Below are 26,290 nucleotides of genomic sequence, written 5' to 3'. Positions count from 1 at the left end.
CCAAGTCCACAACGGGAACTGCCGAGTCAGGCAGCGTCACCCTCTCGGAGCCGAAGGGCCCCGGAAACCAACAAGGAAAATCCCATGGCAGACATCACCATCAGCCCCGATGAGATCCGTGATGCCCTGAAGGACTTCGTCTCGAACTACGAGCCGACGAAGGCCTCCACGGCCGAGGTCGGGCACGTCATCGACGCCGGCGACGGCATCGCGCACGTCGAGGGCCTCCCCGGCGTCATGGCGAACGAGCTCATCCGCTTCGAGGACGGCACGCTCGGCCTCGCGCAGAACCTCGACGAGGACGAGATCGGCGCCATCGTGCTCGGCGAGTTCGCCGGTGTCGAAGAGGGCCAGGAAGTCACCCGCACGGGCGAGGTCCTCTCGGCTCCCGTCGGCGACGGCTTCCTCGGTCGCGTCGTCGACCCGCTCGGCGCCCCGATCGACGGTCTCGGCGAGATCCCGGCCGAGGGTCGTCGTGCCCTCGAGCTGCAGGCGCCCGGCGTCATGTCCCGCAAGTCGGTGCACGAGCCGCTCCAGACCGGCATCAAGGCCATCGACGCGATGATCCCCGTCGGCCGCGGTCAGCGTCAGCTGATCATCGGCGACCGCCAGACCGGCAAGACGGCCATCGCGATCGACACGATCATCAACCAGAAGGCCAACTGGGAGTCGGGCGACGAGGACAAGCAGGTCCGCTGCATCTACGTCGCCATCGGTCAGAAGGGCTCCACGATCGCCTCCGTCAAGGGTGCGCTCGAGGACGCCGGCGCGATGGAGTACACCACCATCGTCGCCGCCCCGGCCTCCGACCCGGCCGGCTTCAAGTACCTCGCCCCGTACACCGGCTCGGCCATCGGCCAGCACTGGATGTACCAGGGCAAGCACGTCCTGATCATCTTCGACGACCTGTCGAAGCAGGCCGAGGCCTACCGTGCGGTGTCGCTCCTCCTGCGTCGTCCGCCGGGCCGCGAGGCCTACCCGGGTGACGTCTTCTACCTGCACTCCCGCCTGCTGGAGCGTTGCGCGAAGCTGTCCGACGAGCTCGGCGCCGGTTCGATGACGGGTCTCCCGATCATCGAGACGAAGGCGAACGACGTCTCGGCGTACATCCCGACCAACGTCATCTCCATCACCGACGGCCAGATCTTCCTGCAGTCGGACCTGTTCAACGCGAACCAGCGTCCGGCCGTCGACGTGGGCATCTCGGTGTCCCGCGTCGGTGGTGACGCGCAGGTCAAGTCGATCAAGAAGGTCTCCGGCACGCTCAAGCTCGAGCTCGCGCAGTACCGCTCGCTCGAGGCCTTCGCGATGTTCGCGTCCGACCTCGACCAGGCGTCGCGTCGCCAGCTGGAGCGCGGTGCCCGTCTGACCGAGCTCCTCAAGCAGCCGCAGTACTCGCCGTACCCGGTCGAGGAGCAGGTCGTCTCGATCTGGGCCGGCACGAACGGCAAGCTCGACGAGGTCCCCGTGGCCGACGTCCTGCGCTTCGAGTCGGAGCTGCTCGACCACCTGCGTCGCAACTCGGACGTCCTGACGACGCTCCGTGAGACGAACCAGCTCAGCGACGACACCGTCGCCGAGATGACCAAGCAGATCGACGAGTTCTCCAAGAGCTTCCAGACGAGCGACGGCAAGACGCTCGGGTCCGAGCAGTTCGAGGCCGCTTCGGCCGACGACGTCGACCAGGAGCAGATCGTCAAGGGTCGTCGCTAGATGGCAGCGCAGGTCCGGGTCTACCGACAGCGAATCAAGTCCGCGAAGACCACGAAGAAGGTCACTCGCGCGATGGAGTTGATCTCGGCGTCGCGGATCCAGAAGGCGCAGGCCCGCATGGCCGCGTCGGGTCCGTACTCGCGGGCCGTGACGCGTGCGGTGTCGGCCGTGGCGACGTTCTCGAACGTCGACCACGTGCTGACCACCGAGCCGGAGTCGTCGACGCGTGCAGCCGTCGTGCTGTTCACGTCGGACCGCGGCCTGAACGGTGCGTTCAGCACGAACGTCCTCAAGCAGGGCGAGGAGCTCGCCTCCCTGCTCCGCAGCGAGGGCAAGGACGTCGTGTTCTACCTGGTCGGGCGCAAGTCCGTCGGGTACTTCGCGTTCCGTGAGCGCGCGTCGGAGCAGCAGTGGGTCGGCAACACCGACCAGCCGGAGTTCTCGACCGCGAAGTCGATCGGCGACGCCGTCGTGGCGAAGTTCCTGCAGGACACGGCCGAGGGCGGCGTGGACGAGATCCACATCGTCTTCAACCGCTTCCTGAGCCTCGCCACGCAGGAGCCGCAGGTCGTCCGGCTGCTCCCGCTCGAGGTCGTCGAGGGGGTCGAGGCACCGTCGAACGACGAGCCGCTCCCGCTCTACGAGTTCGAGCCGGACGCCGACGCGGTGCTCGACGCGCTGCTCCCGGTCTACATCGAGAGCCGCATCTTCAACGCCATGCTGCAGTCGGCTGCTTCCGAGCACGCCGCCCGGCAGAAGGCGATGAAGGCGGCGAGCGACAACGCCGACTCGCTCATCCGCGACTTCACGCGTCTCGCGAACAACGCCCGACAGGCCGAGATCACCCAGCAGATCTCCGAGATCGTCGGCGGCGCCGACGCCCTCTCGTCGAAGAAGAAGTAGTCCGCGTCGTTCGCGGACAGTTACCCACCCTCAGGAAGGCACCAGCCATGACCGACACCGCAACCACCGCGGTCGAGACGTCGTCGGCGCCCGGTGTCGGCCGGATCGCCCGTGTCACGGGCCCCGTCGTCGACATCGAGTTCCCGCACGACGCCATCCCCGAGATGTACAACCTCCTGTTCACGACCATCACCATCGGTGACTCGTCGCAGGAGATCGGCCTCGAGGTCGCGCAGCACCTCGGCGACGACCTCGTCCGCGCCATCTCCCTGAAGCCGACCGACGGTCTGGTCCGTGGCCAGGAGGTCCGTGACTCGGGCGCTCCGATCTCGGTCCCCGTCGGCGACGTCACCAAGGGCAAGGTCTTCGACGTGCTGGGCAACGTGCTCAACACGGACGAGAAGCTCGAGATCACCGAGCGCTGGCCGATCCACCGCAAGGCCCCGGCCTTCGACCAGCTCGAGTCGAAGACCTCCATGTTCGAGACCGGCATCAAGTCGATCGACCTCCTCACCCCGTACGTGCAGGGTGGCAAGATCGGCCTCTTCGGTGGTGCGGGCGTCGGCAAGACGGTCCTCATCCAGGAGATGATCCAGCGCGTCGCGCAGGACCACGGTGGTGTGTCGGTGTTCGCCGGTGTCGGCGAGCGCACCCGTGAGGGCAACGACCTCATCGGCGAGATGGAAGAGGCGGGCGTCTTCGACAAGACCGCCCTCGTGTTCGGCCAGATGGACGAGCCGCCGGGAACGCGTCTCCGCGTGGCCCTGTCGGCGCTGACTATGGCGGAGTACTTCCGCGATGTCCAGAAGCAGGACGTGCTCCTCTTCATCGACAACATCTTCCGCTTCACGCAGGCCGGCTCCGAGGTCTCCACGCTGCTCGGTCGCATGCCGTCCGCGGTGGGCTACCAGCCCAACCTCGCCGACGAGATGGGTGTGCTCCAGGAGCGCATCACCTCGACGCGTGGTCACTCGATCACCTCGCTGCAGGCGATCTACGTGCCGGCTGACGACTACACCGACCCGGCGCCGGCGACCACGTTCGCGCACCTCGACGCCACGACCGAGCTGTCGCGTGAGATCGCTTCGCAGGGTCTCTACCCGGCGATCGACCCGCTGACGTCGACCTCGCGGATCATGGACCCCCGTTACCTGGGTGCGGACCACTACGAGACGGCCACGCGCGTCAAGCAGATCCTCCAGAAGAACAAGGAACTGCAGGAGATCATCGCCATCCTCGGTGTCGACGAGCTCTCCGAAGAGGACAAGATCACGGTCGAGCGCGCTCGGCGTATCCAGCAGTTCCTCTCGCAGAACACGTACATGGCGAAGAAATTCACGGGCGTCGAGGGTTCGACCGTCCCGCTGAAGGACACCATCGAGTCCTTCCGCGCCATCGCCGACGGCGAGTTCGACCACGTGGCCGTGCAGGCCTTCTTCAACGTCGGTGGCATCAACGACGTCGAAGAGAAGTGGGCGCAGATCCAGAAGGAGAACCGCTGACATGGCGGCACTCACCGTGAGCGTCGTCTCGGCCGACCGTGAGGTCTGGTCGGGCGACGCCACCATGGTCGTCGCTCGCACGACGGAGGGCCAGATCGGTATCCTCGCGGGACACGAGCCGCTGCTCGCGACCCTCGCGCAGGGACAGGTCCGCATCACCCGAGCCGACGGCTCGACGGTGGCGGCGGACGCCGAGGACGGCTTCCTGTCGGTCGAGCACGACACGGTCACGATCGTGGCGCGGCAGGCCGCGCTGGCGTCCTGACCGGACTGACCGTCCTCCTCCCGCCTTCGGAGACGAAGCGGGAGGGCGGGGACACGGACCGCACGCTCGACCTGCGTGCGCTGTCGTTCCCGGAACTGGCTGCTGAACGGGCCGCGGTGATCACCGCGGCCCGTTCCGTCAGTTCCGAGGAGTCCTCGGCCCGGACGGCCCTGAAGCTCGGCCCGAAGTCGATCGCGGAGCGGTTCCGCAACCTCGAGCTCGACACGTCGGGCACGATGCCGGCGATCGACCGGTACACGGGTGTGCTCTACGACCCGCTCGGCTCCCTCGACGCGGACGCTGCGACGCGTGCGTGGTGGTTCGAGCACGTGGTCGTGCAGTCCGCGATGTTCGGTCCCGTCCGCGGTGGCGATCTCGTCCCGGCCTACCGGCTCTCCCACGACTCGCGGCTCGGGTCCGTCCGGCTCGCGTCGCACTGGCCGGAGCCGTCCGCCCGGGTGCTCGCGGCACACACGGCGGACGGGCTCGTGCTCGACCTGCGTTCCGAGGGGTACCGGCAACTCGGGCCCGTCACGGGCGCGGTCGTCCCGCGCGTCGTGAGCGTCGACGGTTCCGGCCGGCGCAAGGCGCTGAACCACTGGAACAAGACCGCGAAGGGTCGCCTGGTCGCGCTCCTCGCCCGGACGGGCGCGGCGGCCACGACGACGGCCGAGCTGCTCGACTGGGCCGGCGCGCACGGTGTCGTCCTCGAGCAGCACGACGGCTCGTGGGACCTCGTCGCGGAGAGCCTCGAGCCCGCGACGGTCTGATCCCGGTTCCGCCCCGCTCGTCCTCCACCGGACGGGTGGGGCGGGTCGCGTTCCACAGGTGCCCACGTTGGCGGGTCCAGGAGGCGCGGCGTGCGTTTCGATGACGTGCATGATCCCCGTCACGACACGAAGCCACCCCGACGCCGCAGTGCGCTATCCGCGCGAGATCGCGGCCGCCGTCACCCTCCCCGCCGCCTGCGCGGCCCTCGTCGCGCCCGGCGACGCACCGTCGTCGCGTGGTGCGTCGATCGCCGTCGTCACGGCGTGCGGAGCACTGGCGACCCGGCTCGCGGTGATCCGGTTCCTCGCCGAGCCCGGGCCGATCGAACCCCGCGCGGTGACCGCCTTCGACCCCTTCTCCGACCCGACACCGCCGGCGCTGTGCGGGTTCGGTCCCGAGCCGGACCGGGCGCGACTCCGGACCGCGGGCGATCGGTGCGCCGATGCCTGGCGGCACTGGCGTGCGGAGGACCCGTCGGCCGACTCGGCTGCCGGCGCCGCGGGGGCGTTGTCCGTCGCAGCGTGGTGCTCCTGGGCGCTCGGGTCCGCCGCGCGGGCACAGACGCGGGCGCAGCACGCCCTCGACACCCGGGCGGACGATCCGTTGGCGGGCCTGGTGCTGCGCTCGGTCCGGGCGGGGAGCGGTCCCGCGTGGGACCGTGGATGACGGTCGGCGGACAGGATCGTCTACGGTTGTCTCGACCACGCTTGGAGGGCTCGGGTGCGCGACGACGACATCGACGACACGGTCGTCCGTCGACCCCGCGCCGCCGCGTCCCACGAACCGGTGCACGCGTCGGTGGACGACCTGTTGGGCGACACCGTGATCCGTCCGGTCCCGCCAGTCCCCGGTGCATCCCGACTCCCGGGCGCTCCGACCGCCGACTCGGTCGACGACACGGTGATCCGTCCGGTGCCGCCGTTGCCGGCCGCGCCGGTGGTGCACGGCGTCTCGGAAGCGCAGGACATCGACGACACGGTGATCCGTCCGGTGCCGCCCGTGCCGGGTGCGCCTGCCGCTCCGGCGACCGGTTCCCTCGACGACACGGTGCTGCGGCCCGGTCGCGCGCCGCGCCCGGAGGGCGGCTCGATCGACGACACCGTGGTCGGGGCCCGGACGCACCCCACCACCCAGGGCGGGACGCCCGTCGGGGGCGAGCCGCGCCTCCCGTCCGACGTCCCCGCACCGACGACCAGGGTGCCGTCCGTGCGGATCGGTGACCGCGTCATCCGACTCGACCACCCCGTCATCGTCGGCCGGCGGCCCGCGCTGCCGCGGATCCTGCGCGGTCCGGCTCCCGAACTGGTGTCCGTCCCGTCGTCGAGCGGCCAGGTGTCGTCGTCGCACGTGATGCTGCACGCCGAGGGCGAAGCCGCCGTGGTCGACGACCTCCGGTCCACCAACGGGACCGTCGTGCGGCCCGCCGGGTCGGCGCCGTTCCGGATGCCGGCGGGTGCGTCGAACGTCGTGCTGACGGGTACGGTTGTCGAGATCGGTGACGGCAACGTGATCGAGGTCCTCTCGCCACACCTGCGGGTCGCACCGTCGTCGAGGGACCTCCCACCCCTTCCCACGTGGCCGACCGACCCACCCGCCGGCACGCCCCGAACCCCCAGAGAGCGATCCTGAAACGTGACCGAACTCGGCCGAGCAGCGACTGCGCACGCCATCGACGTCCCCGGTGCCGACGGCGCCACCCTGACGCTCTCGTGGGGAGCCGCGACCGACGTCGGTCGGCGCCGTGACCACAACGAGGACAGCTACATCGTCGGGGCGCCCTTCTTCGTCGTCGCCGACGGGATGGGCGGCCACCTCGCGGGCGACCGTGCGAGCGACGCCGTGGTCCGCCGCCTCGAGCAGGCGACGGAGAGCGCGTTCACGACGCGGCAGTCCATCCAGCGGGCGCTCCTGCTCGCCACCGCCGACATCGAGCGCGCAGCGGGCGGCAACGCGATCGGCGCCGGGACGACCGTCACCGGCATCGCGCTCGTCGCCGCGCAGGGACAGCCGGCCGCACTCGTCTTCAACGTCGGTGACTCCCGGACCTACCGGATCGAGGGCGGCGTCCTCCGACGCGTCACCGTCGACCACTCGGTCGTGCAGGAGATGGTCGACGCCGGCCTCCTCCGCGCCGAGGACGCCGAGCGGCACCCGGACAGCAACGTGATCACGCGGGCCGTGGGCTTCGGCGAACCGCCGGAGCCGGACTGGTGGACCCTGCCGCTCCGTGCGGGGGACCGGTACATCGTGTGCTCGGACGGGCTCACCAAGGAACTCGGCGACGCCGGGATCGCCCGGATCGCCGCACGCGTGCCGGCGGCGCAGGACCTCGCCGAGCGTCTGGTGGGCGACGCGGTCGTCGCGGGCGGTCGGGACAACGTGACGGTCGTCGTCCTCCAGGTGGACGACGCCCCGGACGACGGCGACGTGGAGGACACGCTGCCGCGGCACTGAGTGCCCCCCGAACTGGGGGACGGGTGACCTCGGGCTGCGCGCAGTGTGCGGAATGTCGGTCACCCACGGTTCGTACAATGGCATGGCCGTGACGAGAGAGCTGGCCGCTCGGCCGGGGAGGAGGGGACGATGGCGCGACGCCTGCCGTCCACCCCGCCCGTCATCGCGGGCTTCAGCCCCGTGCACGTCCTCGGTTCCGGTGGCTTCGCGGACGTCTTCCTCTACGAGCAGGACATGCCGCGCCGGCAGGTCGCCGTGAAGGTCCTGCTCGACGAGGTCGTGGACGACCGCGTCCGGCAGATGTTCCAGGCCGAGGCGAACCTCATGGCGCGACTCAGCACGCACCCGTCGATCCTCACGGTGTTCCAGGCGAGCGTGGCCTCCGACGGCCGGCCGTACCTGGTGATGGAGCTCTGCTCGTCATCCCTCAGCGAGCGGTACCGCCGTGAGCCGATCCCCGTGTCCGAGGTCCTCGCGATCGGCATCCGCATCGGATCCGCGCTCGAGACCGCGCACCGCGAAGGCGTGCTGCACCGCGACATCAAGCCGTCGAACATCCTGCTCACGGCGTACGGCAACCCGGTGCTGTCCGACTTCGGCATCGCGGCGACCATCGGCGAGGCCGACCCCGACGAGCCGATCGGCATGTCGATCCCGTGGTCCGCGCCCGAGGTGCTCATCGACGAGTCCCGCGGCACGATCCAGTCCGAGGTCTACTCGCTCGCGGCGACGGTGTTCTCCCTGCTCGCGGGCCGGAGTCCCTTCGAGGTCCGCGGCGGCAAGAACGGCGCGGCCGACCTCATGGGGCGCATCGACAAGGGCGGTGTGAAGCCCACCGGGCGGACCGACGTCCCGCCGTCGCTCGAGCGGCTGCTCGCATCCGCGATGTCGCGCAAGGTCGCCGGTCGGCCGTCCACCGTCATGGAGCTCGTCCGTGGGTTCCAGCAGGTCGAGGCCGAGCTCGGCATCCCGCAGACCTCGGCGGACGTCGCGGTCGAGGCGTGGGCCGTCGCGACGCCGACCCCGCACGGTGACCGGACGATGATCCGCGAGCTCCAGCCCCCCACCCGCGTGGGTGCACGTCGTCGCACGCGCAAGGCGCTGCAGGGCGGATCGGCGGGGGCCGCGGCGCAGAGCGTCGGCACCGTCCACCGCACCGGCTCCGTCACGCGCGCCCGCCGCCGCACACGGTCGACGTTGGTCTGGGCGACCTCGATCGCGGTCGTGGTGGTCGCCGCACTCGCCGTCGCCACCGTGCTCGTCATCGGTCGCCTCGGCTCCGGCGCGATCCCGGTGGTCGCCGACGTGCGCGCCGAGCCGTCCCCGTCGTCCGTGACCTTCACCTGGGCCGACCCGGGCCTGCGCACGGGGGACACCTACGTCATCTCGTCGAACGGTGCGGCGAGCCAGCAGACCGGCACCAGCTTCGTCGTCTCGGGTCAGAAGGGCGACGAGGAGTGCATCGCCGTCGCGGTCAACCGCGACGGCAAGACCGGGGTCGCGAGCGCCCAGAAGTGCGCCACGATCGGGAGCGCCGGGTGATCCGGGCGTTCCTCGCCAAGCACCGGTCCGCAGCGGTGACGGTCGGCGCCTCGGTCGTCGTCGGCGCGGTCGTCGCCACCGCGGCCATCGCGTCGACCGGGTACCACACGCAGCGGGTCGACCTCGGTGACGGCACCGTGTGGGTGCCGTCCGCCGAGTACGGTGCGGTCGGCCGGGCGAACACCGGGGTCCTGCAGCTCAACACCGCCGTCGAGACCGCGAGCGACGACCTGTCCGTCCTGCAGCGCGGCTCCACGGTGTACAGCGTCGACGAGACGAAGGGCACCGTCGCGAAGGTCGACGTGGCCGACGCCACGGTGGCCGACCCGGTCACGCTGCCGGCCGGGACGCCGCAGGTCTTCTTCGCGGGTTCCACGGCGGTCATCGGCAACGGGGACACCGGCGAGCTCTGGGCGACCCCGGCGAAGGACCTCGGCGAGTTCGACGCGTCGACGAAGGCCGACCTGACGCTCGGCGCCGACGCCGTCTTCGACGCCTCGGACGACCACGTCGCCGTCTACTCGCCGAAGACCGGCACCGCCGCACTCGTCGACGTCGGCACCACGCCGACGGTCGCGAAGCGGTGGACGGTGAAGATGGACCGCGCCGACGACTTCCAGGTCGCGTCCTTCGGGGACCACCTGGCCGTGCTCGACCGCAGCTCGGGCCGGATGTCGGTGGACGGTCGCACGGTCGACCTCGGTGACCGCGTCGGCAGTGCGCCCGCCCTGCAGCACTCGACGGACAGTTCGTCCGAGGTCGTCGTCGCCGGCACCGCCGGGCTCGTCCGTGTCTCGGCATCCGGCGACGTCAGCAGCACTGCGATGCAGGTCTCCGGTCGTGCGGCACGACCGATGGTCGTCGGGTCCTGCACGTACGCGGCGTGGGCCGGCGGGCAGGCGATCGACACCTGCAAGGGCTCCGGGCTGCAGCGACTCGCGAGCACCGCGGGCACCGGTGACCTGCAGATCCTGCACAACGGCGAGACGGTCGTCGCGAACGACCCGCAGAGCGGGCGCTCCTGGGCGATCGACCGGAGCGGACAGCTCATCGACAACTGGGCCGACCTCATCAAGAAGGACGAGGACCAGCAGCAGGAGCAGGTGTCCGACGACGACCCCGAGGTCGAGAAGGACCAGAAGCCGCCGGTGGCGGTCGACGACGACCTGGGCGCTCGTCCGGGACGCACCACGAGCCTCCCGGTCCTGCTGAACGACTACGACCCGAACGGCGACCCGATCGTCGTGAGCGAGGTCGGGAAGATCGACGACGCCGTCGGCGACGTCGCGATCGTCGGCGACGGCCAGCGCCTGCAGATCACGCTGTCCGGCCGCGCCACCGGGACCGTCTCCTTCCCGTACACGATCACGGACGGCAACGGCGGGTCCGACACCGCCACCGTCCGGGTGACCGTCCGCCCCGACTCCGAGAACGACCCGCCCCGACAGGTCCGCGACACCTCGGCCGACGTCGTGCAGAACGGGCACGTCGTCTCGAACGTGCTCGGCGACTGGGTCGACCCCGACGGCGACCCGGTGTACCTCAAGTCGGCGACCGCGGCCGACGGGGACCGCGTGTCGACGACGCCCGACGGGCTGCTCGACTACCGGAACGCGAGCGCGCGGACCGGCGACCGTGCCGTGCAGCTCGTCGTGAGCGACGGGCGTGCGGACGGTCGGGGCTCGGTCACGGTCCACGTGGCGAAGCAGGGCAGCGTGCCGCTCTACGCCGACCCGTTCCCCGTGCAGGGGTACGCGGGCAAGGCGTTCACGGTGGACCCGCTCGACCACGTCCGCGGCGGGAACGGCACCGTCACACTCACGAGCGTGTCGTCGTCGACCGGCCTCACCGTCACCCCGAGCTACGACTCCGGCACGTTCCGCGTGCAGGGCGCCGGCGCGGGGGACCACCAGCTCGAGTACACCGTGACCGACGGCACGAAGACGACGAGCGGCATCGTGCGCGTCACGATCCTCGCCCCGCCGGACGCCTCGACCGCGCCGATCACGACGCCGAAGACCGTGTTCGTCAACACCCTGTCGACGAAGGACACCGACGTCACCGCCACCGACATCGACCCGGCCGGCGGCGTGCTGCTCGTGACCGCGCTCGACGGTCCGGGTCGTGGTTCCGGTGTCGAGGCGAGCATCCTCGACCAGCACACCGTCCGGGTCACGCTCACCGCGCCGCTCGACGGTCCGGTCTCCTTCGGCTACACCGAGACGAACGGACTCGCCTCGGCGACCGGCACGATCACGGTCGTCGAGATCCCCAAGCCGGACCGGATCCAGCCGCCCGTGGCGCAGCCGGACACCGCGACCGTGCGGGTCGGCGACGTGGCGAACATCGACGTGCTCGACAACGACACCCAGCCCGAGGGGGAGCCGCTCACGCTGCAGCCCGACCTCGTGCAGAACGTCCCCGGCGACGGTGGCCTGCTGTTCGTCTCGGGCGACCACCTGCGGTACCTCGCCCCGAAGACCCCGGGCAACTACACCGCCGTGTACCGGGTCGCCGGGCCCGACGGCCAGTACGCCGACGCGACCGTCTCGATCTCGGTGCGCGAGCAGGACGCCGCGACGAACAACCCGCCCGTCCCGCAGACGGTGACCGCGCGGGTCGTCGCCGGGCAGTCCGTCCGGGTGTCCATCCCGTTGAACGGGATCGACCCAGACGGTGACTCGGTGCAGCTCGTCGGTGTCGCGTCGAACCCCGACAAGGGCTCCGTCGCCGACGTGTCGTCCGACTCGCTGACGTACGAGGCCGGCGACTACTCGGCCGGCACCGACGAGTTCACGTACACCGTCGTCGACGCGCTCGGCGCCCGTGCGACCGGCACCGTGCGCGTCGGCATCGCACCCCGCGCCGAACAGGCGTCGAACCCCGTCGCGGAAGCCGACCACGTGACCATCCGGCCCGGCGGTTCGGTGACCGTGCGGGTCCTGCAGAACGACTCCGACCCCGAGGGCGGCCAGCTCACCGTCACGAAGGCCGAGCCCACCGCCGAGTCGGTCTCCGCCAAGATCCTGCAGAAGCAGCAGATCCGGGTCACACCGCCGAAGACCGCGAAGAACGGCGACTACGCGGTGCTGTACACGGTGACGAACGAGAACGGCGGGGCGAGCACGGCCTTCCTCACCGTCACGGTCGACCCCGACGCCCAGCCGCTGCGGCCCGAGGTCGACGACACCACGCTCGACCTGCAGGACATCCTGCACCGGCAGAGCGTCACGGTCGACGTCCTCGAGAACGTCTTCTTCGCCGAGGGGACCACGGCCGACCTGAAGGTCGGTGTCGTCGACGGCTACGGCGACAACGCCCGCACCACCGACGACGGGCGCATCGTCGTCCGGCTCTCCGACGACTCGCAGGTGATCCCGTTCTCGGTCGCCCGCGTCGACCACCCGGACATCGTCTCCTACGGGTTCATCCACGTGCCCGGCTTCGACGACGCCCTGCCGCAAGTCAACCGGACCGCCGGCGCCATCACGGTGAAGAGCGAAGCGACGGTCCGGATCCCGCTGTCGAAGTACGTGGTCACCGCGAACGGGCAGACCGCCAAGATCACCGACCGGGGCACGGTGAAGGCGACGCACGCGAACGGGCAGAGCCTCGTCGTCGACTCCTCGACGCTGCAGTTCACCTCGTCGAAGCTCTACTACGGGAACGCCTCCATCTCGTTCGAGGTCACCGACGGCTCGAACGCCAACGGCGGCAAGGGACGCGTCGCGACGCTCGTGCTGCCGGTCAAGGTCACGCCCCGGTCCAACCAGCCGCCGGCGTTCACCGGCTCCGCCGTCGACATGCAGCCGGGGGAGTCGCGCGTGATCGACCTCAGCAAGCTGACCGACTACCCGTACCCGCAGGACCTCCCCGAGCTCAAGTACTCCGTCGTCAGCAGGCCGAGCGACGGCACCACCGCCACGATCAGCGGGCAGAACCTGACGATCAAGGTCGCGGACACCGCGAAGAAGAACACGACCGCCTCGATCGGGATCGGGGTCGCCGACGACGCCAACGCCGGCCGGTCCGGGGTCGTGAGCGTCGACGTCGTCGCCTCGACGCGGCCGCTCGTGCAGCCGGGGGCGGACAAGTCGGTCACGAAGCGTGGCCAGACGACCACGATCGACGTCCTCGCCAACGACCAGCCGACGAACCCGTTCCCCGGCCAGCGGTTGCGCGTCGTGAACATCCGCGGCCTCGGCGGCGGGCTTCCCGGCGGCGTGACCGTCACGCCGAGCGCCGACAAGTCGCGGCTGCAGGTCAGGGTCTCCGACAGTGCGAAGCCCGTCGACACGCACCTGCAGTACCAGGTCGCCGACGCCACCGACGATCCGGACCGGTACGTGTGGGGCGACGTGACGATCTCGGTGCAGGACGTTCCGGACGCGCCCGGTGCTCCCACCCGCACCGGCTCGTACGAAGGCGGGCAGGCGACCCTGACGTGGTCGACGCCGCAGGCGAACAACTCGCCCATCACCGGGTACCGCCTGCAGGGCACGAACGGGGTGTCGAAGGACTGCGGTACGGCGACGGTCTGCACGATCAAGGGGCTCGACCCGAAGGGCTCGTACCAGTTCTCCGTCGTGGCCACGAACGCCGTCGGTGACTCGGCTGCCTCCGCGAACTCCGCGCCGATCAGCGCTGACTTCGTCCCCGCGCCGCCCACCGGCATCAGCGTCACCCCGAGCAAGAGCACGCCGAACCAGCTCGACGTGACCTGGAACGCGGTCGCGGCGCCGAACAACGGCAGCGCCGTGGACAACTACGTCGTCTCGATCGAAGGGCCGGACCTGTCGACGACCCGCAGCACGGGCACGGCCACGAACACGTCCTTCACGGGGGCGCAGAGCGGGGCGCAGTACACCGTGACGGTGTCCGCCCGGAACGGCGCCGACCGCAACGGGACCGTGGTGCAGTGGAACTCGGCTTCGGCGACCGGCTCCGCGGTGGGCGCGCCGGGAACACCGAACCTGAGCGCGACGGGTGATCGCCGCGGATCCAGCACGGCCGTTTCCTTGAACGCGACCGAGTCGAACTGGGCGGGCGGAACTGCGGGTTGGAAGATCGCGAAGTACGCAGCCAGCACGCCGATCCCGTCTGGTTGCTCGACCGCCGGGGCAGAGAAGGTCTGGGCGCAGAGCAGTGCGGATGACACGATCACGAGTCCGTACCGCTACGTGGCCTACGCGGACAACGGCTTGTTCTGCACGCCGTCCCAGCCGGCGAGTGTGGAAGGGTTCGAGACACCTGACGCGCCGACCGGGAACGTCAGTGTCGATCCCGATCCCCGCAACCCCCAGGACTACGTCGTGAACATCACTGCGGACGGCGGCTCGGCCCGCTACCTGTACTACTCGGTGAACGGCGGCACTCCAGTGCGCTTCAACGGCTCGACGTCGCTCGGCGCGGGCGCCGGGAACGGCATCGAGACGAGCGTGGTGTTCACGGCGTGTGCCACCGATGGCGACTACTGCTCTTCGAGTCAGCCGTCGAAGGGCACGGCATTCACGACCCACGCCACGGTCGTCAGTGCGGTCGAGGGCCAGACGCCCGTCGTCAACGCTCCGGACAACAACGGCAACGCGAGCCCGGACTTCGTGCCGACGTACAAGGTCGAGTACTGCACCGGCCAGTTGCTGGGTGGGTACAGCTGCACCGACGACAAACCCGACAACGCCGGCAAGTACTCACTCAGTGACACCGTGCCTGCTGGCTTCGACGCGATCCGGGTCACCGCTACCGTCAACAAGATCACCGATCCTCGGCCAGGCGAGTTCCGCATCACGCCTGCCGGCGGCAACTGACCATCCCCGAGAACGAGGAACGACACCGCATGAGCATGACCCCGGAGCAGGCCACCTGGTTCGCCGACGTCGCAGGCCGCATCGTGACCAACGTCGAGCAGGTGCTCCTCGGGAAGACGTTCGTGATCCGCCTCGCGGTCACGGCGATGCTCAGCGAGGGGCACCTCCTGCTCGAGGACGTCCCCGGCACGGGCAAGACGAGCCTGGCGCGGGCGATGGCCCAGAGCGTGCAGGGCTCGACGAACCGCATCCAGTTCACGCCGGACCTGCTGCCGGGCGACATCACGGGCATCAGCGTCTACGACCAGAAGACCCAGGAGTTCGACTTCCACCGGGGCCCGATCTTCTCGAACATCGTGCTGGCTGACGAGATCAACCGTGCGAGCCCGAAGACCCAGTCGGCCCTGCTCGAGGCGATGGAGGAGTCCGCCGTCACGGTCGACGGCGTGAACCACCGACTCGCGGCGCCGTTCATGGTGATCGCGACCCAGAACCCCGTCGAGCAGGCCGGCACGTACCGCCTGCCGGAGGCCCAGCTCGACCGCTTCCTCATGAAGGCGTCGATCGGGTACCCGGACCACGCCGCGACGGTGAAGATCCTCGAGACGTCCTCGGCGCCGTCGAGTTCGGTGCCGCTCGCGAGTGTCGTGCCCGCGGCCACGATCACCGAGATGGCGACGCTGGCGCGCTCGGTCCACGTCGACCCGGTGATCGCCGACTACGTGGCCCGACTGGTCGACGCGACCCGCTCGGCGAGCGAGGTCCGGCTCGGCGTCAGCGTCCGCGGTGCGATGGGCCTCATGCGCGCGTCCCGCGTCTTCGCGGCGTTGGCCGGTCGCCACTACGTCACGCCGGACGACGTGAAGGCACTCGCGGTGCCGATCCTCGCGCACCGCCTGGTCCTCGACGCCGAGGCCGAGTTCGACGGCGTCAGCGCCACGAGCGTCATCGCACAGCTGCTGGTCGAGACCCCGCCGCCGGCGGACCGGGCCGGGTCGTGACCGACCGCCGGCCCGTCTCGACGCGCTCGCGCCGTCCGTCCTCGACGCGGTCGCGTCGCGGCTCGACGGCCTACGAGCGCACCGGGACGGTCGCCGGCCTCACGAACGTCCGGACGCGCCTGGTGGGCGACCGGGACGGCGTGGCAGCGGACGCGGTCGTCGGTCTCGCCAGGGCCTGGTCGACGGCCTGGAGGCTCGTCAAGCGTGGGTGGGCAGAGGTCTCGTCCGTGGTCACCGGCCTCGGGTGGACGGTCGCGGCGCTCACGCTGGTCGCGTTCGTGCTCGGCTACCGGTTCGGCCTGCGCGAGGTCGTCGTCGTGGGCTTCGCGGGGGCGCTCCTCGTCGTCGTCGCTGCGGTCGCGCTCATCGGCCGTTCGCGGCTCGTGATCCGGATGCGCCTGCCGCAGCACCGGGTGGCGGTGGGCGATGCCGCCGGCGTGGTGGTCACGGCGGAGAACCCGGTGCGGTTCCCCTCGGTCCCGACGACGGTCGAGGTGCCGGTCGGGTCCGGGCTGGTGGACGTGGCGATCCCGTCGATCGGCCCGCGCGGCACGTTCGAGCGCGAGGTCCCGGTGCCGACGGTCCGGCGCGGTGTGCTCGACGTCGGTCCGGTGACCGGTGTGCGAGCGGACCCGGTCGGCCTGGTCCGGCGCGAGATCGTCTGGACGGCCCGGGAGCAGGTCATCGTGCACCCGAGGACGATCGCGATCCCGTCGACGAGCACCGGACTGGTGCGGGACCTCGAGGGGCAGGCGACGACCGACCTGTCGCCGTCCGACATCGCCTTCCACGCCATCCGGGAGTACATGCCCGGCGACGACCCCCGCACGATCCACTGGAAGTCCACGGCGAAGTCCGGTGCGCTGATGGTGCGGCAGTTCGAGGACACCCGGCGGTCGCACCTCGTGGTCGCCCTCGGCCTGTCGCGTGCCGAGTTCGCCGACGACGAGGAGTTCGAGCTCGCGGTGAGCGCAGCAGCGTCGCTCGGCGCACGCGCGATCCGCGACGGCCGCGAGGTCACCGTGGTGGTGTCGGAGCGGACGCCGGAGTTCGCCAAGCGCCCCGTGTACGCCGTGCACCCGTTGCCCACCGTGACGCCCACCCGCCTGCTCGACGACTTCGCGTCCGTCGGACTCGCCGACGCCTGCCTGCCGATCGCCGAGGTCGCGCGCATCGTCGGCACCGACACCGCGGGCATCTCCGTGGCCTTCCTGGTCGTGGGCTCGACGGTCGAGCTGCCGGCGCTGCGACTCGCCGCGACGCGGTTCCCGGTCGGCGTCGAGGTCGTCGCGGTGATCTGCGAGCCCGAGGCCCAGCCCCGGTTCCTGCGGGTGGCGGGCCTGACGGTGATGACGATCGGCTACCTCGACGACCTCCGCCACGCACTGCACCGATCGGCGTCGGCCGCATGAGCGTCGCAGCGGGCCCGGACACCCGGGCACGGAAGACGGTCCGGCGCGATGCCCGCCGTGTCGCCCGCCGCCTCTCGCCCTTCCGGCTCGTGGGTGGCACGCTCGCGGTGTGGCTGGTCCTCGCCGTCGCGAGTGTCGCCTGGTGGCCCGTCTACCGCGACGACGCGATGATCGTCGCCGCCGTCACCGCGGTGGTGTTCGGCACGCTCGTCGCGCTCCTGGGCACGGTGTTCCGGCTGCCCACCGCGGTCGTCGCCGTCGCCACGGTCGCAGCGTTCGCCCTCACCGGCGTGCCGGCCGCGGTGCCGGGCGAGGCGAACGGGGTCCTGCCGACCGGCCAGGGACTCGTCGACCTGTTCGCCGGCGTCGCCCTCGGCTGGAAGCAGCTGGTGACCATCAGCCTGCCGGTCGGCTCCTACGAGTCGTTGCTCGTGCCGTACTTCGCGACGTTGCTCGTCGCCACGGTGACCGGCGTGAGCGTGGCGACCCGCGCCTCCAGGCAGGAACTCGCCAGCATCCCGGCGCTGGTGGTCTTCGCGGCCGGTGTGGTCGTCGGACCCGGTCGTCTCGACACGTCGATCGTGACGGCCGTCTCGCTCACCGGGATCGCGCTGGTGTGGGCGCTGACGGTGCGGCACGCGCGGCGTGCCGTCGCCGTCGCGACGACCATCGGGTCCCGCGTGCCGGTGGCGCGTTCGGTGATCCGGCCGGCGCTCGTCGGGACGGGGACCATCGTCGCCGCAGCGGTCGTCGCGACCGGACTGGGGCTCGTCGCTCCGCCGACCGTCGGCCGGACCGTCGCGCGGACCGACGTGGTGAAGCCGTTCGACCCGCGGGACTACGTCAGTCCGCTCAGCGGCTTCCGCGCCTACGAGGAGGACACCGCGTCGAACACGCCGCAGCTCACGGTCACGGGGCTGCCGGAGAACGGGTTCGTCCGGATCGCCACGCTCGACACCTACGACGGGGTCGTCTACCGCGTCGGCGGGTCGGACGGATCGACGGCGTCCGGGACCTTCGAGCGCGTCCCGACCTCGGTCGACGTCCGGGGCGTCGAAGGAACGACCGTGCGCGTCGGTGTCCGGGTCGACGGGTACAGCGGGGTGTGGCTGCCGACGGTGGGCGACCTCGAACGGGTCGAGTTCACCGGGTCCGGGGCCGAGAAGGAGCGCGGCGCGTTCTTCTACAACGGCTCCACCGCGACCGGAGCGGTCGTCGGTGGCGTCGGCGACGGCACCCGGTACGACCTGACCGCCGTCGTGCCGGACCAACCGACGGACGAGCAGCTCGCGTCCGCACGCCCGGGGAGCGCCTCGGTGCCGACGCCGCGGTCGGTCCCCGACGCGGTGCGGGACACCGTGGACACCTATGCCGGCGATGCCGACACCGACGGCGCCAAGCTCGTGGCGATGGTGCAGGCGCTCAAGCGCAACGGGTACGTCAGCCACGGCGTCGGCGACGACCGAGCGAGTCGTTCCGGGCACGGTGCCGATCGCATCCAGGAGCTCCTGACGTCGCCGCTGATGATCGGCGACCAGGAGCAGTACGCCGCCGCGGCGGCGCTGATGGCGGACCAGCTCGGCTTCCCGGCGCGCGTGGTCATGGGGTTCACCGCCGGCGGCGACGCGGGCGGTGGAGCGGGCCGGAGCGCGACCTCGGGCGGGACGACGACGTTCCGCGGGTCAGACGTCACCGCGCGGGTCGAGGTCGACACGGCGCAGTGGGGGTGGGTCATGATCGACCCGAACCCCGCCGTCCGTGAGATCCCGGACGAGCAGCAGCAGACGCCGCAGCCGGTCACGCGCCCGGAGACGGTCGTGCCGCCGCCCCCGGCCGAGCAGCAGGACCAGTCGCAGCAGGCGCCGCCGCAGAGCGACCGCAACACGCCGCCGGTGCAGCCGCTCTGGTTGCAGATCCTGCTCGCCGTGCTGCCGTGGGCCCTCGGAATGCTGGGGCTCGCCGCGCTCGTGCTGCTGCCGTTCGGCGTCATCGTGCTGCTCAAGCGGATCCGTCGTCGTCGCCGTCGCCGTGCCCCGACGCCACGTGCCCGGATCGTCGGGGCGTGGGACGAGTACCGCGACGCCCTGGTCGACCGGGGTCACGACGTCGCTCGGGCAGCGACCCGCCGCGAGGCCGTCGTGGGAGCTCCGGGGGAGGGCGGCACCGGACTCGCGGCGTTGGCCGACCGGTCCGTCTTCGGGCCGAGCGAGGCCGACGGCACCGCTGCCGACCGGATGTGGTCGGCGACGGACGACGCGATCACGAGCCTGCGGGCCGGTCGGACCCGCAAGGAACGGATCCGCGCGGCGGTGTCCCTGCGCTCGCTCCGCGTCGTGGACGCCACCCGGTCTGCGCGGGCATCGGTCGCCTCCGCAGTGACCGCCCGGGGCCGACGCTCCACAGGTGGCCAGGGAGCCGGTGGGGGGCGCGACTACGATGGCGTGCAGGCCGGCGAGCGTCGTGGACGGCCGAGTGAGGACAGGCGGAACACGTGATCAGATGCGAACACTGCGGATCGACGCTCCCGGACGGAGCCATCTTCTGCGGTGAGTGCGGACGCGCCGTGACCGCTGCGGCGAGTCGGCGCCCGGTCGCGACGCCCCCCGTCGAGCAGGCACCGCCGCCGCCGCTCCAGCAGCCCGACCTGCACGGACGCCGCCAGGACCCGGCGGCCGAGGCCTGGCTGCCCGAATCGACCCTCGACCCCGCGACCCGTGCCTGGCTGACGGGTGCGGACCGTGGTGGCCAGCAGCAGCCCGCGGCCGTGCCGGTCGAGCGTCCCGACGACTTCACGCCCCGGACGGCACCGAGCCACGTGCACGGGAGCGGTTCCGGGCTGACCGACTGGTCCGGGCAGCAGCCGCGTGGGGTCGGCTCGTCGGAGCCTGCTCGTCCGTCGGAGCCGTCGGAGCCGTCGGAGCCGTCGGAGCCCTCGCAGCCCGGCGAGCCGATCGCTCCGCGTGCGCTGGAGGTGCCGTTCACCCCGCAGCCGCCCGAGCCGCCGCTCGACCCGGACGCGTACCCGTCCGACGCCGACGCGGCGGACCCGAACGCCGTCGCGGTTTCCGCCTCGCCAGAGGGGGAGGACCCCGAGGTCACCCGCATCGCCGAGCGCCCAGCCGCCCAGCGCTGGGCGCCACCAGCAGAGCAGGCCGCTGCACCGGCGCCGTCCGGGCCCTCGTGGTGGGTCGGACGATCCACGGCTGCGAACGACTCCGCTGCGGACGCTGCGGACGTGACCCCCGACACCGCCGGTGCTCCGGACGCGGTCGTCTCCCCGCCGCAGCCCGGTGACACCGCGGTCGTCGAGCCCTTGGTCGACCGACGCCCGCCGCGCCCGGCGCCGCTGGTCACTCCGGGCTCGCAGGCGACGACGTGCCACGTGTGCGGGCACCGTCTCGAGCCCGACGACATCTTCTGTGCCGAGTGCGGCGCCGTGCGGCCCGCCGTGACCGCGGCGTTCACCGGACCCATCGTGCCGCTCCCGATGGACCGACCCGACTGGGCGGCGGACGACGCCGCCGAGACTCCCGACGACGCGGTTGACGCTCCGGACGACGCGGTTGACGCTCCGGACGACGAGCTCACCGACGACGACGTCGCCGAGGTCTCGGACGAGGCAGCTCCGGACGGCGTGCGTGACCGCGATGCGCTGCCGGAGCCTGCGGTCGCCGACGACGGCGCCGAGGGCTCCGCCGGTGTGCTCCCCTCGTGGGTGAACGGTGGCGGCGACGGTGCACCCGCGGGGGACGCCCCGCTCCGACCGCGCGGTCTGCACGCGGCCCCGGAGCCCGAGTCACCAGCCGTCGGCACACCCTTCGTCCCGCCCGCTCCCGGTTCCGCGACCGTCCCGTCCTCCGCACCTTCCGCGCAGGACAGTGGCGCGATCGGGGTGCCGAGCGCCGCACCGCTGCCGCCGCTGCCCGGGGTGGACGGCGCCGCCCGCCCGGTACCGCCGGTGATCGACGCTCCGACGAGCGCCGACGGTGACCTCGAGGACGACGTCGACGAGACCCGCATCGTCTCCGCGACCCCGACCCATGCGCCCTTCGTGCTGCACTTCAGCACCGGGGAGCGCTTCGGCGTGCACGGCACCGGCCTCGTCGGGCGACTCCCGCGCCCCCAGCCCGGGGAACGGTTCGACGACCTGCTGACCGTCCACGACCCGGGCAAGTCCGTGTCGAAGACCCACCTCGAGCTCGGGCGCGACGGCGACGACCTGTGGGTGTCCGACCGGTTCTCGGGCAACGGCACCGTCGTCCGGCACATCGACGGGTCGATCCGTCGTTGCGAGCCGGGCCGCCGCTACCGGGTCGAGCGCGGCGCGCGGGTGGACATCGGGGAGCAGTTCTTCCTCGTGCAGTGACGGTGGGGGAGTCCTCCACAGCGGTGTGATCGTCAGCGCTCTCCACAGTTCGGTGGCTGAGCGTCGTCGGCCCCGGGGCCGTGTGGTGCTCTGGAGGCATGACCCCCTTCACCGCCCGCTGCACCCTGGTCGGCGCAGCGGTGGTGCTGCTCGTGGTGGGGCTCGTCGTGCCGGTCGAGTGGCCGTCGCGCGCGGTGCTCCTCGGAGCGGCGGGGTGTTGCGCGGTGCTCGACGTCCTCGTGGTCCGCGCGAACAGGGTCCGTCGCTCCCGCGGCGCCGAGTGCGTGGCGGACGTGGCGGACGTGGCGGTCCTGGTTCCGACACCGTCCAGACAGCCCGGCACCGTGGACGGGGCCGTCCGCACGGAGACGCACCGATGGCCCATCGTCCTCGGCACGGCGTCGAACGGCTGTGAGCTCGCCGTCGACGACCGGTCGCGGCCCCACATCGTCGTGATCGGGTCCGGCGTGCTCGCGCTGGCGGTGTTCCGGGCCGTCGCGGCGCAGGTCCGCGCCGCGGCCGGTCCGGACGACGAGGTCCGAGCTGCGTGCGGTGCCGAAGCGCGCGCGGTGGTGGCTGCGGGGGCCGATCACTGCCCGGCGATGCCCTCCGGCACGGCCGCCGTCGTGGTCGACCGCGCGGCCCACGCAGTGAGCCCCGACCACGCATCCCGTGCAGCGAACGGCGACCACCCGGACCGGGCGTGCCCGCCGACCCGCACGACCGTGGTCCTCGTACCCGGCCTCAGCGTCCTGCCCCGGCACTGGGACGTCGCCGTCGAGATCACCCGCCACGGATGCACCGTCCGACACCCGCACGAACGGCGGGGTACCCCCGTGGCACCGGCACTGCCGCAACTGCAGGACGAACCCGGATGACCCCGGTACGGGGCCACCCGCGAACTCGCCCTCAGCGCAGCCCGGACCCCGCCCGCAGCGTCCCCACCGGCACCCCGCCGCCGAGCACCTGCTCGCCCGTGGCCGCCATGACGTCCGCGACCCCCGCCGCGTCCACGATGCCGTTGCGCTCGAGCAGCGTGAGGGCCGCGAGCGTCCCGGACCGCTGCGCGCCGTCGAGGGTCTTCACCGCGACCGCTGCACCACCGGGCAGCCCCATCACCATGACGCCCTCGGCGCCGAGCTTCGCCAGCACCCGGAGTCGCTCGATCGTCACCGTGTTCGCCCGTCCGATGCCGTCGATGGCCCACGGGTGGTCGAGCACCGCGTCGGTGAGCGCTGCCGTGTCGGACTCAGCCCGCGCGACGACACCGGCGAAGCCCCGGGCGAGTCCGGCAAGCGTCAGGGGGAACACCGGGGCCCCGCACCCGTCGGTCCCGACGACGTCGACGGTCTCGTGGGTGAACTCCTCGACGGTCTCGCGGACGCGCTGCTGCAGCGGGTGCGCCATCTCGAGGTAGGTCTCCTCGTCCCAGCCGTTCACCCGGCACGCCGCGAGCATGCCCGCGTGCTTGCCGGAGCAGTTCATCGCGAGGCGCCTCGGCTCGGTCATGGTCCGGGCGGTGGCGCGGTCGAACGGCATGTCCGGCGGGCAGCCGAGATCCGACTCGACGTGGTCGTACGACTCGAGCATGTGCAGCGCGATGGCCTGGTGCGCGGGGGTGCCGGCGTGGCTCGCGGTGGTGAGGACGAGCTCCTCGTCGGAGAACACGGCTCCGGCACGACGGACCGCGAGTGCCTGGAAGGGCTTCATCGTGGAGCGGGGGTAGACGCTGGCCTGCACGTCACCGACGGCGTCGATCACGGTGCCGTCCGCGGCGACGACGACCCCGGCACCGACGTGTCGGCTCTCGTCGAACCCGTTGCGGTCGAGGACCGCCAGTTCGACCGACCCCTCGGCGGTGAGAGGATGGCGGTCAGTGTGGACGTCGGAGAGCACCGTCATGCCGCAATCGTACTGATCTTCGAGGAGCCCACCGTGTCCGACCACTCCTACGAGGTCTCCGTCCACTGGACCGGCGACCGCGGCACCGGAACGAGCGGCTACCGCGACTACGGGCGCGACCACGACGTCCGCGCCGCGGGCAAGCACGGCATCGAGGGCTCCGCCGACCCGACGTTCCGCGGCGACCGCGACCGCTGGAACCCCGAGGAGCTCGTCGTCGCGTCCCTCGCCCAGTGCCACATGCTGAGCTACCTCCACGTCGCCGTGACCGAGGGCTTCACCGTCGTCGACTACGAGGACCGCGCCACGGCCAGCCTCAACCTCAACCGCGACGGCTCCGGCGAGCTCACCGAGGCGACGCTGCACCCGGTGGTCACCATCCTCGAGGCGGACCGCGTCGCCGACGCCGAGGCCGCGCACGCCACCGCGAACAGCCTCTGCTTCATCGCACGCTCGGTGGCCTTTCCTGTGCACCACGTCCCGCGCACCAAGGTCCGTGCGGCAGACTAGGGCCTCGTGAAGCGTCTGCGTCTCCTCCCGATCGCCCTCGTCCCCGCCGTCGTGCTGGGACTCGCCGCGTGCTCCGGATCCGGGTCGAGCGACTCGACCGCCACCCCGAGTGCGTCGTCGAGCGCGACCGCCGCAGCCATCACGTCCTGCCCCGACCCGGGTTCGGCGTCGAAGGCGATCAAGGTGTCCGGCGCGTTCGGCGGCAGCACGGCACCGACGGTGAAGTTCACGGGCGGCCTCACCGCGAGCAAGCCCCAGGCGAGCACGGTCGTGCGCGGCAAGGGTGCGTCGCTGGACGAGGGCGACTACGCGCAGGTCTCGTACAGCGTGTACCAGGCGTCGGACGCGAAGAAGCTCGGCACGGTCGGCTTCGACCAGGGCAACCCGCAGGTGCTCTCGGTCGGCGGGTCCGGCTTCGGCGCCCTCCTGGCGTGCGCGAAGGTCGGTGACCGCGTCGCGGCGGTCGGTCAGTCGTCGGCGCTCGGCTTCAACACCGGCGGTGAGATCGTCGTCGTCGCCGACGTCGTGGCGCAGACCCCGACGAAGGCCACCGGCAAGGCCCAGCAGCAGGACCCGAAGCTCCCGACCGTGCAGGACAAGGCCGACGGTGAGCCGGAGATCACGGTCCCGAAGGGCGTCGACGCGCCGTCGAAGACCACGGTCGAGGTGCTCAAGCAGGGCACCGGCGACACCATCGCCGACGGCGACACCGCGCTCGTGCAGTACAAGGGCGTCGTCTACGACACCGGCAAGGAGTTCGACTCCTCGTGGTCGAAGGGCGTCCCGACGACCTTCACCATCTCCGAGGGCTCGCTCATCAAGGGCTTCGTGACCGGGCTCGTCGGCCAGAAGGTCGGCTCGCAGGTCCTCATCGTCGTCACGCCGGAGGACGGCTACGGCGCGAACCCGCAGGAGGGCTCGGGCATCCCGAAGAACGCCACGCTCGTCTTCGTCGTCGACGTCCTCGCCAAGGGCTGACCGTGCGCCAGAAGCGGCGCATCGCGATCCTCGGCAGCACCGGCTCGATCGGCACCCAGGCACTCGACGTCGTCGCCCGCAACCCCGACCGCTTCGAGGTCGTCGGCCTCACCGCCGGCAGCAACCGCACCCTGGTCGCCGAGCAGGCCGAACGCTTCGGCGTCCGTGACACCGCCTTCGGCGCCGCGGACACCGAACGCCTGGTCCGCAGCGTCGAGGCCGACGTCGTCCTCAACGGCATCACCGGGTCGGTCGGCCTCGGCCCCACCCTGGCCGCGCTCGAGTCCGGCGCCACGCTGGCGTTGGCGAACAAGGAGAGCCTCATCGTGGGCGGCCCGCTCGTGCAGGCCGCCGCGGCACCCGGCCAGATCGTCCCGGTCGACAGCGAGCACTCCGCCATCGCCCAGGCGCTCCGCTCCGGCACGACGGACGAGGTCCGCCGGCTCGTGCTCACAGCGAGCGGCGGCCCGTTCCGCGGGCGCTCGCGCGCGGACCTCACGGACGTCACCCCGGCCGAGGCGCTCGCCCACCCGACGTGGGACATGGGCCTCGGGGTCACGACGAACTCCGCGACGCTCGTCAACAAGGGCCTCGAGGTCATCGAGGCCCACCTGCTCTTCGGCGTCCCGTACGACCGCATCGACGTGACGGTGCACGCGCAGTCGATCGTGCACTCGATGGTCGAGTTCGTCGACGGCTCGACGATCGCACAGGCGTCGCCACCGGACATGCGGCTGCCCATCGCCCTCGGTCTCGCGTGGCCCGACCGGGTCCCGGGCGTCGGGGTGCCGCTCGACTGGACGACGGTGAGCACCTGGACGTTCGAGCCCCTCGACGCCGAGGCCTTCGGTGCGGTCGCCCTCGCGAAGCGCGTCGGGCAGCTCGGGGGCACGTTCCCGGCCGTGTTCAACGCGGCGAACGAGCAGGCCGTGGCCGCGTTCCACGCGGGTGCGATCGGTTTCCTCGACATCGTCGACACGGTCGAGCGCGTGGTCGACGAGCACACGGCGGGGGAGCCCTCCCTCGAGGGCGTGCTGGCAGCGGAGCGCTGGGCGCGCACCGCGGCCGACCGCATGCTGTCCCGCTGAGGCGAGTCGCGCCTCCCGTCCGTCAGCACGGCTGCGGGAGCAGACGGGCCGGGCGGTCCAGGAGGCGCGGCGCACC

19 protein-coding genes and 1 pseudogene are annotated in these 26,290 nt (G+C 71.7%); 19 read left to right on the top strand and 1 reads right to left on the bottom strand.

Going from position 1 to position 26,290, the window contains the following annotated elements:
• Positions 1-84 precede the first annotated feature (84 nt).
• The 16 genes and pseudogenes from atpA (at position 85) to J2X60_RS07820 (ending at position 22,614) form a co-directional block, all read left to right on the top strand.
• On the top strand, positions 85-1,713 hold the full coding sequence (gene atpA / locus J2X60_RS07890; protein ID WP_070416289.1) for a F0F1 ATP synthase subunit alpha: 1,629 nt from the start codon (positions 85-87) through the stop codon (positions 1,711-1,713).
• Entirely contained in the window at positions 1,714-2,616 is a 903-nt protein-coding gene (locus J2X60_RS07885) for a F0F1 ATP synthase subunit gamma (RefSeq protein ID WP_071296243.1), read from the top strand.
• Between the two features lie 47 nt (positions 2,617-2,663).
• Entirely contained in the window at positions 2,664-4,118 is a 1,455-nt protein-coding gene (gene atpD / locus J2X60_RS07880) for a F0F1 ATP synthase subunit beta (RefSeq protein WP_022905457.1), read from the top strand.
• Position 4,119: 1 nt separating this feature from the next.
• Positions 4,120-4,383 (top strand): F0F1 ATP synthase subunit epsilon, encoded by a 264-nt coding sequence (locus tag J2X60_RS07875; RefSeq protein WP_022905458.1) that lies wholly within the window; start codon positions 4,120-4,122, stop codon positions 4,381-4,383.
• Positions 4,380-5,153 (top strand): peroxide stress protein YaaA, encoded by a 774-nt coding sequence (locus J2X60_RS07870; RefSeq protein ID WP_309887048.1) that lies wholly within the window; start codon positions 4,380-4,382, stop codon positions 5,151-5,153. The genes J2X60_RS07875 and J2X60_RS07870 overlap by 4 nt, the downstream gene beginning before the upstream one ends.
• A 109-nt stretch (positions 5,154-5,262) precedes the next feature.
• On the top strand, positions 5,263-5,820 hold the full coding sequence (locus tag J2X60_RS07865) for a hypothetical protein (protein WP_309887014.1): 558 nt from the start codon (positions 5,263-5,265) through the stop codon (positions 5,818-5,820).
• A gap of 54 nt (positions 5,821-5,874) precedes the next feature.
• Positions 5,875-6,783 carry a hypothetical protein gene (locus J2X60_RS07860; protein ID WP_309887013.1) on the top strand — a complete coding sequence of 303 codons (909 nt, stop codon included), beginning with the start codon at positions 5,875-5,877 and terminating at the stop codon, positions 6,781-6,783.
• A gap of 3 nt (positions 6,784-6,786) precedes the next feature.
• On the top strand, positions 6,787-7,608 hold the full coding sequence (locus J2X60_RS07855) for a PP2C family serine/threonine-protein phosphatase (RefSeq protein WP_070416284.1): 822 nt from the start codon (positions 6,787-6,789) through the stop codon (positions 7,606-7,608).
• Between the two features lie 129 nt (positions 7,609-7,737).
• Positions 7,738-9,150, top strand: a complete 1,413-nt coding sequence (locus tag J2X60_RS07850) for a serine/threonine-protein kinase (protein WP_071296246.1) — start codon at positions 7,738-7,740, stop codon at positions 9,148-9,150.
• Positions 9,123-14,957 (top strand): Ig-like domain-containing protein, encoded by a 5,835-nt coding sequence (locus J2X60_RS07845; protein WP_309887012.1) that lies wholly within the window; start codon positions 9,123-9,125, stop codon positions 14,955-14,957. The genes J2X60_RS07850 and J2X60_RS07845 overlap by 28 nt, the downstream gene beginning before the upstream one ends.
• A 29-nt stretch (positions 14,958-14,986) precedes the next feature.
• A complete protein-coding gene (locus J2X60_RS07840) occupies positions 14,987-15,958 on the top strand; it encodes a MoxR family ATPase (RefSeq protein ID WP_070416281.1) in 972 nt (323 codons plus the stop codon).
• Positions 15,955-17,370 carry a DUF58 domain-containing protein gene (locus J2X60_RS07835; RefSeq protein WP_083294951.1) on the top strand — a complete coding sequence of 472 codons (1,416 nt, stop codon included), beginning with the start codon at positions 15,955-15,957 and terminating at the stop codon, positions 17,368-17,370. Before J2X60_RS07840 ends, J2X60_RS07835 begins: the two co-directional genes overlap by 4 nt.
• Positions 17,367-19,865 (top strand): transglutaminaseTgpA domain-containing protein, encoded by a 2,499-nt coding sequence (locus tag J2X60_RS07830; RefSeq protein ID WP_309887011.1) that lies wholly within the window; start codon positions 17,367-17,369, stop codon positions 19,863-19,865. The genes J2X60_RS07835 and J2X60_RS07830 overlap by 4 nt, the downstream gene beginning before the upstream one ends.
• Positions 19,862-19,930 (top strand): annotated as a pseudogene (locus J2X60_RS19045) (zinc-ribbon domain-containing protein); the annotation flags it as partial. The gene J2X60_RS07830 and the pseudogene J2X60_RS19045, both read left to right, overlap by 4 nt.
• A 3-nt stretch (positions 19,931-19,933) precedes the next feature.
• Positions 19,934-21,736, top strand: coding sequence for an FHA domain-containing protein (locus tag J2X60_RS07825; RefSeq protein WP_309887010.1), 1,803 nt, complete (start codon positions 19,934-19,936; stop codon positions 21,734-21,736).
• A 98-nt stretch (positions 21,737-21,834) separates the two neighbouring features.
• Entirely contained in the window at positions 21,835-22,614 is a 780-nt protein-coding gene (locus J2X60_RS07820; protein ID WP_309887008.1) for a hypothetical protein, read from the top strand.
• A 31-nt stretch (positions 22,615-22,645) separates the two neighbouring features.
• Here the strand turns inward: J2X60_RS07820 and J2X60_RS07815 are convergent, their stop codons facing one another.
• The gene (locus J2X60_RS07815) at positions 22,646-23,638 is read right to left on the bottom strand and encodes an asparaginase (protein ID WP_071296251.1); all 993 of its coding nucleotides are present in this window, start codon (positions 23,636-23,638) and stop codon (positions 22,646-22,648) included.
• Between the two features lie 33 nt (positions 23,639-23,671).
• On the opposite strand from J2X60_RS07815, the gene J2X60_RS07810 reads away from it, so the two are divergent.
• Genes J2X60_RS07810 through dxr form a run of 3 tightly spaced genes read left to right on the top strand, consistent with a single transcriptional unit; the run spans position 23,672 to position 26,214 of the window.
• Entirely contained in the window at positions 23,672-24,148 is a 477-nt protein-coding gene (locus tag J2X60_RS07810) for an OsmC family protein (RefSeq protein WP_309779692.1), read from the top strand.
• Positions 24,149-24,154: 6 nt separating this feature from the next.
• On the top strand, positions 24,155-25,126 hold the full coding sequence (locus J2X60_RS07805) for an FKBP-type peptidyl-prolyl cis-trans isomerase (RefSeq protein WP_309887007.1): 972 nt from the start codon (positions 24,155-24,157) through the stop codon (positions 25,124-25,126).
• A 2-nt stretch (positions 25,127-25,128) separates the two neighbouring features.
• On the top strand, positions 25,129-26,214 hold the full coding sequence (dxr, locus tag J2X60_RS07800) for a 1-deoxy-D-xylulose-5-phosphate reductoisomerase (protein WP_309887006.1): 1,086 nt from the start codon (positions 25,129-25,131) through the stop codon (positions 26,212-26,214).
• The last annotated feature ends 76 nt before the right edge of the window (positions 26,215-26,290 follow it).

This window comes from Curtobacterium sp. 320, from assembly GCF_031455235.1.
Classification (GTDB): Bacteria; Actinomycetota; Actinomycetes; order Actinomycetales; family Microbacteriaceae; genus Curtobacterium.
The sequence above is the reverse complement of the archived record's forward strand: the minus strand, read 5'-3'. Positions and strand labels throughout refer to the sequence as shown.

Coding starts and splice junctions, on each gene's coding strand:
- J2X60_RS07850 (WP_071296246.1), top strand. CDS start 7,738: ATGGCGCGACGCCTGCCGTCCACCCCGCCCGTCATCGCGGGCTTCAGC.
- J2X60_RS07820 (WP_309887008.1), top strand. CDS start 21,835: ATGACCCCCTTCACCGCCCGCTGCACCCTGGTCGGCGCAGCGGTGGTG.
- J2X60_RS07865 (WP_309887014.1), top strand. CDS start 5,263: ATGATCCCCGTCACGACACGAAGCCACCCCGACGCCGCAGTGCGCTAT.
- J2X60_RS07875 (WP_022905458.1), top strand. CDS start 4,120: ATGGCGGCACTCACCGTGAGCGTCGTCTCGGCCGACCGTGAGGTCTGG.
- J2X60_RS07840 (WP_070416281.1), top strand. CDS start 14,987: ATGAGCATGACCCCGGAGCAGGCCACCTGGTTCGCCGACGTCGCAGGC.
- J2X60_RS07815 (WP_071296251.1), bottom strand. CDS start 23,638: ATGACGGTGCTCTCCGACGTCCACACTGACCGCCATCCTCTCACCGCC.
- J2X60_RS07830 (WP_309887011.1), top strand. CDS start 17,367: ATGAGCGTCGCAGCGGGCCCGGACACCCGGGCACGGAAGACGGTCCGG.
- J2X60_RS07885 (WP_071296243.1), top strand. CDS start 1,714: ATGGCAGCGCAGGTCCGGGTCTACCGACAGCGAATCAAGTCCGCGAAG.
- atpD (WP_022905457.1), top strand. CDS start 2,664: ATGACCGACACCGCAACCACCGCGGTCGAGACGTCGTCGGCGCCCGGT.
- atpA (WP_070416289.1), top strand. CDS start 85: ATGGCAGACATCACCATCAGCCCCGATGAGATCCGTGATGCCCTGAAG.